The sequence below is a fragment of the Campylobacter sp. CFSAN093259 genome (assembly GCF_012889985.1).
In the GTDB taxonomy this organism is placed as follows: Bacteria; Campylobacterota; Campylobacteria; order Campylobacterales; family Campylobacteraceae; genus Campylobacter_D; species Campylobacter_D jejuni.
Window position 1 is genome coordinate 1,181,850 of sequence record NZ_CP040617.1, and the last position, 12,550, is coordinate 1,194,399.

The window sequence follows — 12,550 nt, forward strand, 5'->3', positions numbered from 1 at the left end:
TCTAAAGTCCCATTTTAAAAGGATTTAGTATATTATTTGGATCAAAAGCTTTTTTAATATTTCTCATTAAATTCATTTCGGCTTCAGAAAAAGCTAAATTCATAAAAGGTGCCTTAGAGAGTCCGATACCATGCTCTCCGCTTAAAGTTCCTCCAAGTTTCACTGTTAATTTAAAAATCTCTTCCACAGCTTCATAGCCTTTTTTCACCTGCTCTTTATCATTTTTATCAGGAACCATAACATTAGTATGCACATTTCCATCCCCTGTATGTCCAAAGCAAGGAATTTTAAAACCATATTTTTTAGAAATCTCATCTATACCTTCAAGCAAAGTAGGTAGTTTAGAACGCGGAACTGTAATATCTTCATTAAGTTTTAAAGTTCCATACATGGCAATGCTTTGAGAACAATTTCTTCTAGCAAACCAAATATCTGCGGTTTCTTGTTCATCTTTTGCTATTTTAAATTCGCTAGCGCCAGCTTCTAAAAAATAATATTCTAAATTTCTTAAATCCTCATCAATAGCCTCTTTAACATTACCATCCACATCAGCAATCAAAATAGCTCCAGCTTCTATAGGCAAACCTTTATTAAATTTGCTCTCAACCGCTCTAATGCTAAGATTGTCTAAAAATTCCATAGATACAGGACTTACACCGCTAGCAAGACTTTTGTAAACCGCATTCATAGCACTTTTTACACTTGGAAAAATAGCAAAAGCAGTTTTTTTAAATTTAGGCAAAGGTATTAATTTTAAAGTAAGCTCACTTAAAACTGCCAAAGAACCTTCACTAGCGATTAAAATTCCTGCCAAATTATAACCTGCTACATCTTTAATAGTGCGTTTCCCTGCACGAATGATTTCTCCGCTAGGCAAAACAGCCCTTAAAGCCATCACATAATCTTTTGTAATGCCATATTTTGCAGCTCTCATTCCCCCAGCATTTTCGCTTACATTACCCCCTAAGCTTGAATACTCCATGCTAGCAGGGTCAGGTGGATAAAAAAGTCCGTATTTGGCTACTTCTTTTTGTAAATGTATATTAATAACCCCAGGTTGCACAACAGCCACTAAATTTTCAAGATCAATTTCTAAAATTTTATTCATATGCTTTTCAAAAGCAAGCACCACCCCGCCATTAACAGCTAAAGCTCCTCCTGTAAAACCAGATCCTGAGCCTCGCGGTATGACTATGATATTATTTTCATTACAAAATTTTAAAATTCGAGCAATATCTTCTTCATTTCTTGGAAAAAGAACCCCATCGGGTAAATAATGTTTTTTTGTCGCATCATAGCTATAAGCTCTTTTGTGAATTTCATCAAAATAAGCGTTTTCTTCTCCTAAAAATCGTTTAAAATATTGTTCAAATTCTTTTTTCATGTTTATTGCACCTTAGGAAGATTAATCAAAGCATCATAATACCTATAATAATTTCCTATTTCTTGAGAGTTAAAATCAAAAAAATTACTTTTATATCCACCTATACGAGAATAAAAAGGAACCTGAACGCTAGTTGGCTTGCTTATAGGCACTTCATAAAGCTTATTAAAATCTTGACAATCCACAACTTCTGCATGATTTTCCAAAGCCACAACCAAAATGCCGACCGCATTATCATCACAAAATTGCCTAAAATCTGAACGCTTAGGAGAAAGAGTAGCCGTTCTAATTAATTGTGCTCCAAAAATATCAATATGGGTAAAATATATCTGCGGAAATTCTCTAACAAGTTCATTATAAGTTTGTTCATCAGGAGCAATTACCAATCCTCTATCATAAAGAAAATTTAAAACAACCTCATCACCTACTTTAGGTAAAACATTTGGTAAAGGCAAAGCATCTTGCTTAAGAGCTGAAAAAACACTAAATTCTAATTTTGCCAAACCATTTTTTTTATCTATAACACTTGCTCTAGCGATGATACTTTGCGAATTGCTAAAATGTTGCACTACTACGCCACTTGAATAAAGTTTTATATCATCACTATCTTTAATATAACCATAAATATCATCAACTTTTACAAGTTCACTTTTTATAGGTTTTAAATCAAATCCAACCGCAAAGAGGCTAAGGTTTAAAGCTAAAAAACACACTATAGTTTTAAACAAATTTGCTCCTTAAATAAAAATTTATAGAATTATAATCCTTTTTTGTTAAGCAATTGTAAGAAAAATAAAGTAAAATATAGCTTTCAAATTTCAAAATTCTTTTAAAAATTAAGGTTATCTCATGAAAAAATTATTGCTTTTATTTATTTTTGTTGTTCAAAGCTTTGCAGCTTTAAGTGTTGAAGAGCTAACTTGGGATAATGGAGATACCTTGCTTAAATTCCTACAAAGAAATTCCATACCTATGTCGCTTTATTATGGACTTGATAGAGAAGATCAAGAACTTGCTTCTGATATAGCCTATAAAATAAAATATCAAGTTTTAAAAGATGAAAACAACAACATAGAACAAGTTTTAATTCCAATTAGTGATGATTTACAAATTCATATCTATAAAGATAAAGATGGACAATACACTCTTGCTTTTACTCCTGTATCTTATCAAAAAGAAGATAGAATTTTACATTTAACCATTAAAAGCTCTGCTTATCAAGATGTCTATGAAGAAAGTGGTAGCAGTACTTTAGCTCGTGCTATGGTTCGTGCTTTTCGAGGAAGTATAAATTTTCGCAATATCCAAAAAGGTGATGAAGTAACCCTATATTATGAACAAAAAAGACGCATGGGTAAACTTTGGGGCGATATAAATATAAAAATGGCAATGGTAGAAATTAATAAAAGCGCTAGAGAAGTCTTTTCTTATAATGATATATTCTATGATCGCGATGGCAAAGAATTAGAATCTTTTTTACTTACAAAACCTGTGAACTACACTAGAATTTCCTCTCCTTTTACAACAGCAAGATATCATCCTATATTAAAACGCTATCGCGCCCATCTTGGTATAGACTATGCTGCACCTACTGGAACTCCTGTAAAAAGTGCTGGCAAAGGAGTAGTAACCTTTATAGGCACAAAAGGTGGTTATGGAAATGTAATTCAAATCAAGCATGACTCAGGTTATATGACTTTATATGCTCATCTTAGTCGTTTTGCAAAAATTAAAAACGGACAAAAGGTAAATCAAGGACAAGTAATTGCATATGTTGGTTCAACAGGTATGAGCACAGGTCCTCATTTGCATTTTGGAGTATATTTAAATAATAAAGCTATAAATCCTGCATCTGTTGTAAAAATCGCCAAATCAGAACTTAGTGGAAAAGCAAAAGAGAATTTTAAACATATCATAGCTGGATACGAGCAGGTTGTTAAAGAAGCCCTAGCCTCGAATCAACCTAATCCTCCAAAAGAAGAAGATTTTGAAAACTATATAGAATTTTAATTACTCAACAACGCTTTATCTTTTGCATTGATTAAAGAATTTAGAAGAGTTGCAAGCTCTTCTTTTTCTTTTTCATTAATTTCACAAAAATCTGCATCAATCAATTGTTTTACCAAAGCTTCATTTAACAAATCTCCATCGCCAAATTCTCTAGCTTTTTGAATGATTTTTAACACTCTTAAATCTTTTCTTTCATACATTTTAATCCTTTAAATAAACCACACTCACAAAACGCTTAGGCGTTTTATCACGACGATAAGAAAAAAAACTCTCATCATCAAAACTACAAATTCCACAATCTTTAATATTTTCAATGCCTAAATTTTGAGCTTGAAATTTTACTAAAGCTTTTAAATCAAGTTTATCATCTTGAACAAATTCTTTAAATTCTTTTTTAGCAAATTCTAAAATTTCTCCATCTATTTCATAATTTTTAGCACAAATTCCAGGCAGGATAAAAAGATGAAATTTATTCTTATCTAAATGTGAATTTTGCATAGTAATTTGATCAACGCATTCTTTTAGGATATTTTCAAAGCTTCCTTTTCTACCTGAATGCAAAGCTGCTATAATGCCGCTTTCATGATATAAGATCAAAGGCAGACAATCCGCACTTAAAACACAAAGAGCGATATTTTTTTCTTTACTTATAAGCCCATCACAGCTAAGATTTTTTAAATTTTTTTCATAAATGATAACTTTATGAGAGTGAATTTGATCCATAAAAACACATTTTTTAATATCTTTAAAACCTAAATGATAAAATAAATTCTCACTATAAACCTTAGCTCTAAAAACATTATAATCCTTATCAAAAGCACAAAAAATAACGACTTTATCATTTTCTAATAAAGATAAGAAATTCTTTCGACTTCTTCCCATGATAATCCTTTGTTTTTACCTTGCAATTGTGCATAAATATAACGAGCAAGTAAATCACTTTCTATATTTATTTTTCTACCTACTTGATAGTCTTTAAAAAGCGTTTCTTTAAAAGTAATAGGAATAATAGTAAGCCTAATACCATTTTTTAAAATTTCATTGATAGTAAGACTTACTCCATCAACAGCTATACTTCCTTTTTCTGCCATAAATTTCATAGCTTCTTTAGGTAAAGATATATAAAAATCCACTCCATTTTCATCTTTTTGAATCTTTTCAAGTGTGCCGATAAAATCAATATGTCCTTGCATAAGATGTCCATCAATTCTATCGCCATATCTTAAAGCAGGTTCTATATGAACTTTATCTTTTAAATTCTCTATAGCTATATGAGTGCGACTTTCACGAGAAAGCTCCACTTCAAAACCCCCTTCATAAAGTTTTGTTACACTTAAACAAGCTCCATTTACGGCTATGCTATCGCCAAGATTTGGGCGATATTTTGCTTTTAAGCTTAAAGTATTGTTTTGATAAGATTGAACTTTAGCAATTTCTCTTATGAGTCCATTAAACATTTTTTACCTTAAAAAATCTTATTTAATAATTTATTCACCGCTTTATCAACTTTATCGCCCGTACTTTTAGCACCATCACTCACACCGCCACCTACTACATTTTTAATAGAATTTAACACACTTCCTGCATTTAAATTCACTTTAGGATTTTCCGTAGTTCCTGTAATACTTCCTTTAAAATTGGCTCTATCGAGTTTAATATCAAAAGGCAAATTTAAAGCTCCGCTTTTAGAATTTAAAGCTCCTGATTGTACTAAAATATAAGAACGATCTGCTTGCATATTAAGATCAAGTTTGATATTTTCTTTTTTAATCAAAGCTTTAGCATTAGCAGTGCGATAAACATCATTGGTAATATCTTTTAGTGTTAAAATTTTTAAAGCATTGGTAATAAGATTTGGTTTTAATTTACCCTCTTTCATATCCAAATTAACCTCTCCTTCTTCACTTAAAAGATTGTAATTTGCCTTCACATCTGCCTTACCTTGATAAACATCCATAAAATCTAAACCTTGAGCTAGACTACTTAAATCCACTCCATTTAAATCAGCAAGCAAAAGGTTATCTTTAAGTGTGCTTTGAAGCCTCCCTTCAAATAAATTTGGACTATTTACAACAAAATTTAAACTCTTATCAAAACCTACCTTTCCATTAAATTCTGCCTTACCTTTAAGTTTTCTATCCAACAAAAAGCCTAGTTTTGAAAAATCATTTATCTTTAGATTAAAATCCGAATTTAAAAGCATTTTGCTTATATCAAAACTTCCTTGTAGCTTTGTAAGATCAGCTAAAGATGAATTTAAAACAGAATCAAATTGAGCGATATTGTTTTTAAAATTAATTTTGGTATTTAAATCATAACTTGTATTGTTTGGAAAATTTTTATTTAAAATTTTACTTAAAGTTGCAGCATTTAAAATACCCTTAGCTTCTAAATTTGCTTTACCATTAAGATTGTTAAAATCGATATTATCTAAATTAACTTTTGCATTAACAATCCCACTGGCATAATTTGGCATACCTGTTATAACAAAAAGTTTAGATAAATCAAGTTTATCAATGTTTAAATCAAGTTTTTTACCATTTGAATCAGCCTTGATTACACCATCTGCCAAATTTGCATTTGCATTTAAATTTTGTACTTGAGTGCCTATAATATGAGCTTTTGCAGTAAGATCTGCCTTACCTTGTAATTTTTGTCCTGCTATAGCACTAAACTGAGACAAGTCATCAATAAAAGCATTTAAATCTGTATTTAACTCACTATTTTTTAAATTATAAGTTCCTTGAAGTTTTTTGATATTAAGCAAATTTGAAGCAAGTAAAGCATTGTAAGAAATATTACTATTTTTTGCATTTGCTTTAGCATCAAAACTAAAAATTGCATTTGGAAGTTCTATTTTAGCTATTTTTTTAAGCTCATTGGTGTTAATCTTTGCATTGTTTATTTTTGCTTCAAGATCAAAATTAGAAAAATCCAAATCTGCATTTAGAAGTTTAGCATTTAAATTTCCAGAAACCAAAGCTCCGTATCCTGCAAGAGCTAATAATTTTTCCAAACTTGCTTCATTAATATCTGCAAAAATTTTATTATTTTTCAAACTTGCCTTTACCTCTCCACCAAGTCCGATAACTTGAGCATTTAAACTTGATAAGGCATTATTTACAACACTTGTTTGACCTATCACATCCAAACTACCATTTAGTCTAGTTTTTGTAAGTTTTTCAAGCTTTACAAGAGAAGGAATACTTAAATTAAAATCAGTACTTAAAGCATTCTTGCTAATATCATAAAGAGTTTTTTGGGTTTGTAAGTTAAGATAATCATTGTAAATTTTACTTACAGCATAAATCTTATCTTCTTTAATATTGGCCAAAATTTCTGCTTTAGGATTAGAATTTAAAGGCAAGTCTAAAGAAAAATCTTTTTTTATCGCCTCATAGTTTATATAACTTGTATCAAGTTTTATGATGATATTTCCATCAGGTTTTAAATTCTGTGCTGAAATTTTTGCTTGAGCATTTAAAAAACCTTTAGCGTAACTAGGGTAAGATAAAAGATGAAGTATTTCTTCTATCTTAAGATTTTGCGCATCTAAATTTAAAGCAATAGGGCTGTAATTATACATTCTTGCATTTAAAAGTACATTTGAACCTAGTAAATAACCCTTTCCATCTAAAGTAAAATCACTTGCTTTACCTTGAATCTTACCGCCAAAAGAAAGGTTTTGATTTAAATTTAAACCTAAATTTTTAGCATAATTTTGATTTAAAGAAATAAGATAGTCAAGATCAAATCCAAGCTTAAAAGGACTCAAAGCTCCCTTAAGATTAAAATCTGCCATATTTGCGATATTTGCTTGCAATTCAAGGCTTGAAAAACGTAAATTAAAATGCGTGATATTTACATCTAATCCCGCACTTTCTTTGATCTTTTTTTGCGCTATATTTGCCACTATATTATTACCAAAACTTGTGAAAAGTATGGTATAAATAGCAATCAAAAGCACAACAACAAAAGCTATAACTCCATAAAAAATCTTTTTCATTTTTATCCTTTAGTTTATTTTATAAAATAACTTTAGTCTATAAAACTAAACTTTTATAAATATTTTAATTTAAAGTATTGACAAAATTCATTTTTTATAGTATGATATTATCACTCTAAATAAAAGAGTGCTAAAATCAATATTTTTAAGGATGGACAAAAATGAATTTTCAACCTTTAGGAAAGCGTGTTCTAGTTAAACGCGTAGAAGAAACTAAAACAACAGCCTCAGGCATAATTATACCAGATAATGCTAAAGAAAAGCCTTTAATGGGTGAAGTAGTAGCAGTAAGTAAAGAAATCACTGATATTGCAAATGGTGATAAAATCGTGTTTGCTAAATACGGTGGAACAGAAATTAAACTTGATAATAATGAATATTTAGTTTTAAATTTAGATGATATCTTAGGAATTTTAAAATAATTTATAAAAAAGGATAAAAAATGGCAAAAGAAATTATTTTTTCAGATGAAGCAAGAAATAAACTTTATGAGGGCGTTAAAAAACTTAATGACGCGGTAAAAGTAACTATGGGGCCAAGAGGACGCAATGTTTTAATCCAAAAAAGCTTTGGTGCTCCAAGCATTACTAAAGATGGCGTAAGTGTTGCTAAAGAAGTAGAGCTTAAAGATAGTCTTGAAAATATGGGTGCTTCACTCGTAAGAGAAGTAGCGAGTAAAACAGCTGATCAAGCAGGCGATGGAACAACTACTGCAACGGTTTTAGCTCATGCAATTTTCAAAGAAGGTTTAAGAAATATCACAGCAGGTGCAAATCCTATCGAGGTAAAACGCGGTATGGATAAAGCTTGCGAAGCTATAGTAGCAGAACTTAAAAAACTTTCTCGCGAAGTAAAAGATAAAAAAGAAATTGCACAAGTTGCTACAATCTCAGCCAACTCTGATGAAAAAATCGGAAATTTAATCGCTGATGCTATGGAAAAAGTGGGCAAAGATGGTGTTATCACTGTTGAAGAGGCAAAATCAATCAATGATGAATTAAATGTAGTTGAAGGTATGCAATTTGACAGAGGTTATTTAAGCCCTTATTTTATCACTAATGCAGAAAAAATGACAGTAGAGCTTTCAAGCCCTTATATCCTGCTTTTTGATAAAAAAATTACAAATTTAAAAGATTTATTACCGGTTTTAGAACAAATTCAAAAAACAGGCAAACCACTTTTAATTATCGCTGAAGATATTGAAGGTGAAGCGCTTGCAACTTTGGTTGTAAATAAACTTCGCGGTGTTCTTAATATTTCAGCAGTGAAAGCTCCAGGTTTTGGCGATAGAAGAAAAGCTATGCTTGAAGATATAGCGATTTTAACAGGTGGAGAAGTGATTTCTGAAGAACTTGGAAGAACTCTTGAAAGTGCGACTATACAAGATCTTGGACAAGCTTCTAGTGTAATCATCGATAAAGACAATACAACCATAGTAAATGGTGCAGGCGAAAAAGCAAATATTGATGCGAGAGTCAATCAAATCAAAGCACAAATTGCTGAAACAACTTCAGATTATGACAGAGAAAAATTACAAGAAAGACTTGCAAAATTAAGTGGTGGTGTTGCAGTTATTAAAGTAGGTGCAGCAACTGAAACTGAAATGAAAGAGAAAAAAGATCGCGTTGACGATGCTTTAAGCGCTACTAAAGCAGCAGTTGAAGAAGGTATAGTAATCGGTGGTGGTGCAGCGCTTATCAAAGCAAAAGCTAAAATCAAACTTGATCTACAGGGTGATGAAGCAATTGGCGCAGCTATCGTTGAAAGAGCTTTAAGAGCACCTTTAAGACAAATTGCTGAAAATGCAGGATTTGATGCAGGTGTGGTTGTAAATAGCGTAGAAAATGCTAAAGATGAAAACACAGGATTTGATGCTGCAAAAGGTGAATATGTTAATATGCTTGAAAGTGGAATTATCGATCCTGTTAAAGTAGAAAGAGTAGCTTTACTCAATGCAGTTTCTGTAGCTAGTATGCTTTTAACCACAGAAGCAACAATTAGTGAAATTAAAGAAGATAAACCTACTATGCCAGATATGAGCGGTATGGGAGGAATGGGTGGCATGGGAGGAATGATGTAATATCTGCTCTAACCTCTTATCAGCAAGGATTTTCCTTGCTGATTACCAATTTAATTTAAAAACACTCCCTTGATTTTCTACAGATTCGCAAATAATCTTAATATCATTATCATCACAAACTTTTTTTACCAAAGAAAGCCCTATACCAAATCCTCCTTGATCGGTATTAAATCTTGTATATCTATCAAAAATATGATTTAAATTTGACTTTGAAATTCCACAACCTGTATCCGCAATACTTAAAAAATTGGCTTTCAAAATTATAGAAATTACTCCACCTTTTTTATTGTATTTAATAGCATTGCTTATAAGATTATCAATCAATTTAGAAATTTGACTTTTAGGAGCAAAAATATTTGCTTGATTTAAATCAAGCTTTAGTGTAATTTTTTTTTGCTCAAAAAATACTTTAAAATATTCCAATCTTTCTTCAAGTAGTATTCTTAAATCAAATTTTTGTTTTTCTGTTTCTAAGGTATTAGGGAAATTATAAAAAACAAGATCAGAATACACTTGAGACAAACTTTTTGCAGCAAGCTTAATCCTTGTAAATTTAGCATTATCTCCTAAATTTTGATGCTCAAGTTGTTCTATACTCATCAAAATAACACTTAATGGGGTATTGAGTTCATGAGTTGAATCTTTAATAAAACGATTTAGTGTGCTGATTTTATCCTCCAAAGGCTTTAGAGCAATTTTTACTAAAATATAAGATATTAAACCCAATATGCAAAAAGCCATAATAGCAAAACCAAAAACTTTCGTTCTAATCCAAAAAAGATCTTTGCCAACATCTTCACCCTGTATTAAAATTTGCAAACCATCGTTAGTATTTACTTCTTCATTGCTAGCATGTCTTAAAAAATAATGATCTGCACTCATAGGAGCAAGGAAAAAAACCTTATTATCACAAATACCTCTACCTTTAAGCTCTATCTTTGCCTTTCTTAAATCAAAATCTATATTACTAAAAACAATCTTTTTAACATCAAATATAGCAAATTTTAGTGCTGTGCTTTGAGCAATATTTTTTGCACTTATATCTATAGGGGTAAAACGAGAATTTAAGATGCTTATAACAATGTTTCTATGATTTTCTCTCAAAGTGGCACCCTTTAAAACAACTAATTCTTCATATAATTTTTGATACCATAATGCAAAAAAAATAGTTAAAAAAATACCTGTAGTTGTTAGGTAGATTAATAAAATTTGCCTAATGACTTTTTTAGCCATAGCAATATCCCCTGCCTCTTTGATTTATAATTTTTTCTTTTCCTAAAATTTTACGTAAATTTTTCACATAAGCCCTTAAACTTAGCTCACTAGGCTCCTCATCATAATCCCAGAGTTCTTCAAAAATTCTCTCTGTACTTAAAAAGTTGTTTTTATTTTTAAGTAATAAAGACAAAAGCTTAATTTCTTTACTCGGTAAAGTCAAGGCTTTATTATTATGGTAAAGAATTTGTGTAGTAAATTCAAATCTAAATCCATCTCCTAAATCTTCAAAATCTTCATTTTTATGTGAAAAAGCTCTTTTAAGCAAAGCTTTAACCCTGATAGATAACTCGGCAAGTTCAAAAGGTTTTTTTATATAATCATCACAACCTGCGTCAAAGCCTTGTTTTAAATCGTTTGTTGTGTTTAAAGAAGTCATGAAAATTGCTGGAGTTTGCTTTCCGCTTTTTCTTAATTCTTTAAGTAATGAAAATCCATCTCCTAAAGGAACTTTTACATCTAAAATCCAAAGATCAAAATATCTTTCATAAGCCATATCTAAAGCTTCTTGCGCATTATCGCATAAAAATACTTCATATCCCTCATCGTTTAAAAACTCTTCAATGATCTCACTCAAGCTCAAATCATCTTCTAAAAGTAAAATTTTAGCAGCCATAATTTAAATCTTTCTAACTTCAAATCTCTTAAATATATATCATTGTATCAAAATTCTTATCAATTATTTAATAAAATTTCATTTTTATTTAATTTATTTTTATCTATAATCCTTTCATACAAATAAATTTTTCCTTAAGGAGTTAAAATGCTTCCAAAATGGGATAACAGCTATAGTGTGCACAATGCTAAAATTGATGAGCAGCATAAAAAGCTTTTTAAACTTGCTGCAAAAGTTGAAGTTGTATCAGATAGATCTGTAAGTAAAAATGAAGTCAAAGAACTTTTGGCTGAATTTTTTAATTATATGAAAGATCACTTTAATGATGAAGAAAAATACATGCAGCTAATAGGCTATCCAAATTTAGAAGAACATCGAAAAATACATAAAGAAATCATCCAAACCATGATTAATTTAATCAAAGATATCAAATCAACCAATGATCTTAAAGAAAAACTTTATATAGTGGCTAAAAAGTGGCTTTTAGAACACATACTATATGAAGACATGAAAGTTGAAAAATGGAGAAGTTCTTCTTTGTCTACAGATGATGGTGGCGATGTTAGCTTTGAAGCAGCAGAAGATGAAGATAATGAGCATCCACAATTTTATCTTTATACCTGTAATTGTCCTGGTAAAATTCACGATGTTCCTTATAGCATTCATCAAAAAATAGAATTACAAGGTCATAAATTTACTTGTAAAACTTGTAAACAAGCTATAAAATTTTACAAAAAATATTCTTAAGGAGGATAAAATGAAACGCAATGTAAAAACTTATTCTTTTAGAATGCCTTTAGAGCTTAAGGAGCGTTTGGATAATTTAAGTAAAAATCTTTCTAAACCAAAATCAACCATAGTAAAAGAAGCCATAGAGGCTTATCTTAATGAAGTTGAAGATTTTTCTTTTGCTGTTAATGCCCTAGAAGAACTTAAAGATGGGGATTATCAAAAGGCAAGTAAAAAAATAGATAAAATTGTCAAAAATCTTAAACAAACAAAATAAAAAACTTTATCACAATTTTTTTGTGATAAAGACTTATTAATTTTTTATATTAAAATACATTTATGAATATTAAAAATGGAGTTAAAAAAGTGGCTCCGGATGTAGGATTCGAACCTACGACCAATCGGTTAACAGCCGACTACTCTACCGCTGAGCTAATCCGGAATATTTAA

The 12,550-nt window shown here is 30.3% G+C and carries 13 protein-coding genes and 1 tRNA gene; 5 read left to right on the forward strand and 9 right to left on the reverse strand.

Translation table 11 applies throughout. The features are described from left to right. Position 1: 1 nt before the first annotated feature. The gene (locus FBF20_RS06205; RefSeq protein ID WP_002874588.1) at positions 2–1,384 is read right to left on the reverse strand and encodes an FAD-linked oxidase C-terminal domain-containing protein; all 1,383 of its coding nucleotides are present in this window, start codon (positions 1,382–1,384) and stop codon (positions 2–4) included. 2 nt (positions 1,385–1,386) lie between these two features. Beyond that, positions 1,387–2,112 carry a plasminogen-binding N-terminal domain-containing protein gene (locus FBF20_RS06210; RefSeq protein WP_002852692.1) on the reverse strand — a complete coding sequence of 242 codons (726 nt, stop codon included), beginning with the start codon at positions 2,110–2,112 and terminating at the stop codon, positions 1,387–1,389. A 121-nt stretch (positions 2,113–2,233) separates the two neighbouring features. On the opposite strand from FBF20_RS06210, the gene FBF20_RS06215 reads away from it, so the two are divergent. Then, positions 2,234–3,394 (forward strand): M23 family metallopeptidase, encoded by a 1,161-nt coding sequence (locus tag FBF20_RS06215; protein WP_002852845.1) that lies wholly within the window; start codon positions 2,234–2,236, stop codon positions 3,392–3,394. On the opposite strand, the gene FBF20_RS06220 is transcribed toward FBF20_RS06215, so the two are convergent. From FBF20_RS06220 to FBF20_RS06235, 4 genes are read right to left on the reverse strand one after another with little or no spacing between them, the layout of a single operon-like run. Beyond that, a complete protein-coding gene (locus FBF20_RS06220; RefSeq protein ID WP_002853612.1) occupies positions 3,391–3,594 on the reverse strand; it encodes a hypothetical protein in 204 nt (67 codons plus the stop codon). The two genes, FBF20_RS06215 and FBF20_RS06220, sit on opposite strands and share 4 nt — an antisense overlap. 1 nt (position 3,595) lies before the next feature. Further along, positions 3,596–4,276 (reverse strand): laccase domain-containing protein, encoded by a 681-nt coding sequence (locus tag FBF20_RS06225; protein WP_002866218.1) that lies wholly within the window; start codon positions 4,274–4,276, stop codon positions 3,596–3,598. Then, positions 4,240–4,851 carry a riboflavin synthase gene (locus FBF20_RS06230; RefSeq protein WP_002877087.1) on the reverse strand — a complete coding sequence of 204 codons (612 nt, stop codon included), beginning with the start codon at positions 4,849–4,851 and terminating at the stop codon, positions 4,240–4,242. Before FBF20_RS06230 ends, FBF20_RS06225 begins: the two co-directional genes overlap by 37 nt. Positions 4,852–4,859: 8 nt before the next feature. Then, positions 4,860–7,400, reverse strand: a complete 2,541-nt coding sequence (locus tag FBF20_RS06235) for a hypothetical protein (RefSeq protein ID WP_002889812.1) — start codon at positions 7,398–7,400, stop codon at positions 4,860–4,862. A 161-nt stretch (positions 7,401–7,561) separates the two neighbouring features. On the opposite strand from FBF20_RS06235, the gene groES reads away from it, so the two are divergent. Together groES and groL are read left to right on the forward strand one after the other, a co-directional pair. Continuing rightward, positions 7,562–7,822 carry a co-chaperone GroES gene (gene groES / locus FBF20_RS06240; protein WP_002825273.1) on the forward strand — a complete coding sequence of 87 codons (261 nt, stop codon included), beginning with the start codon at positions 7,562–7,564 and terminating at the stop codon, positions 7,820–7,822. A gap of 20 nt (positions 7,823–7,842) precedes the next feature. After that, positions 7,843–9,480, forward strand: coding sequence for a chaperonin GroEL (groL, locus tag FBF20_RS06245; RefSeq protein ID WP_002858047.1), 1,638 nt, complete (start codon positions 7,843–7,845; stop codon positions 9,478–9,480). 42 nt (positions 9,481–9,522) lie between these two features. Here the strand turns inward: groL and dccS are convergent, their stop codons facing one another. Together dccS and dccR are read right to left on the reverse strand one after the other, a co-directional pair. After that, positions 9,523–10,713 (reverse strand): two-component system sensor histidine kinase DccS, encoded by a 1,191-nt coding sequence (gene dccS / locus FBF20_RS06250; protein ID WP_002868563.1) that lies wholly within the window; start codon positions 10,711–10,713, stop codon positions 9,523–9,525. Further along, positions 10,706–11,371: a two-component system response regulator DccR gene (gene dccR, locus FBF20_RS06255; protein WP_002853205.1), complete on the reverse strand. Its 666-nt coding sequence runs from the start codon at positions 11,369–11,371 to the stop codon at positions 10,706–10,708. Before dccR ends, dccS begins: the two co-directional genes overlap by 8 nt. Positions 11,372–11,518: 147 nt before the next feature. Here dccR and FBF20_RS06260 point away from each other — a divergent pair, with 147 nt between their 5' ends. Beyond that, on the forward strand, positions 11,519–12,118 hold the full coding sequence (locus FBF20_RS06260) for a bacteriohemerythrin (protein ID WP_002859294.1): 600 nt from the start codon (positions 11,519–11,521) through the stop codon (positions 12,116–12,118). 10 nt (positions 12,119–12,128) lie between these two features. Further along, positions 12,129–12,377 carry a ribbon-helix-helix domain-containing protein gene (locus tag FBF20_RS06265; protein WP_002853192.1) on the forward strand — a complete coding sequence of 83 codons (249 nt, stop codon included), beginning with the start codon at positions 12,129–12,131 and terminating at the stop codon, positions 12,375–12,377. Positions 12,378–12,467: 90 nt separating this feature from the next. On the opposite strand, the gene FBF20_RS06270 is transcribed toward FBF20_RS06265, so the two are convergent. Then, positions 12,468–12,542 (reverse strand) — tRNA-Asn (locus FBF20_RS06270). Positions 12,543–12,550: the final 8 nt, after the last annotated feature.

What these genes read in the sequence shown, in the direction of transcription:
- FBF20_RS06205 (WP_002874588.1), bottom strand. Translation starts at nt 1,384, where the DNA reads ATGAAAAAAGAATTTGAACAATATTTTAAACGATTTTTAGGAGAAGAA.
- FBF20_RS06215 (WP_002852845.1), top strand. Translation starts at nt 2,234, where the DNA reads ATGAAAAAATTATTGCTTTTATTTATTTTTGTTGTTCAAAGCTTTGCA.
- FBF20_RS06265 (WP_002853192.1), top strand. Translation starts at nt 12,129, where the DNA reads ATGAAACGCAATGTAAAAACTTATTCTTTTAGAATGCCTTTAGAGCTT.
- dccR (WP_002853205.1), bottom strand. Translation starts at nt 11,371, where the DNA reads ATGGCTGCTAAAATTTTACTTTTAGAAGATGATTTGAGCTTGAGTGAG.
- dccS (WP_002868563.1), bottom strand. Translation starts at nt 10,713, where the DNA reads ATGGCTAAAAAAGTCATTAGGCAAATTTTATTAATCTACCTAACAACT.
- FBF20_RS06230 (WP_002877087.1), bottom strand. Translation starts at nt 4,851, where the DNA reads ATGTTTAATGGACTCATAAGAGAAATTGCTAAAGTTCAATCTTATCAA.
- FBF20_RS06220 (WP_002853612.1), bottom strand. Translation starts at nt 3,594, where the DNA reads ATGTATGAAAGAAAAGATTTAAGAGTGTTAAAAATCATTCAAAAAGCT.
- FBF20_RS06225 (WP_002866218.1), bottom strand. Translation starts at nt 4,276, where the DNA reads ATGGGAAGAAGTCGAAAGAATTTCTTATCTTTATTAGAAAATGATAAA.
- FBF20_RS06260 (WP_002859294.1), top strand. Translation starts at nt 11,519, where the DNA reads ATGCTTCCAAAATGGGATAACAGCTATAGTGTGCACAATGCTAAAATT.
- FBF20_RS06235 (WP_002889812.1), bottom strand. Translation starts at nt 7,400, where the DNA reads ATGAAAAAGATTTTTTATGGAGTTATAGCTTTTGTTGTTGTGCTTTTG.
- groES (WP_002825273.1), top strand. Translation starts at nt 7,562, where the DNA reads ATGAATTTTCAACCTTTAGGAAAGCGTGTTCTAGTTAAACGCGTAGAA.
- groL (WP_002858047.1), top strand. Translation starts at nt 7,843, where the DNA reads ATGGCAAAAGAAATTATTTTTTCAGATGAAGCAAGAAATAAACTTTAT.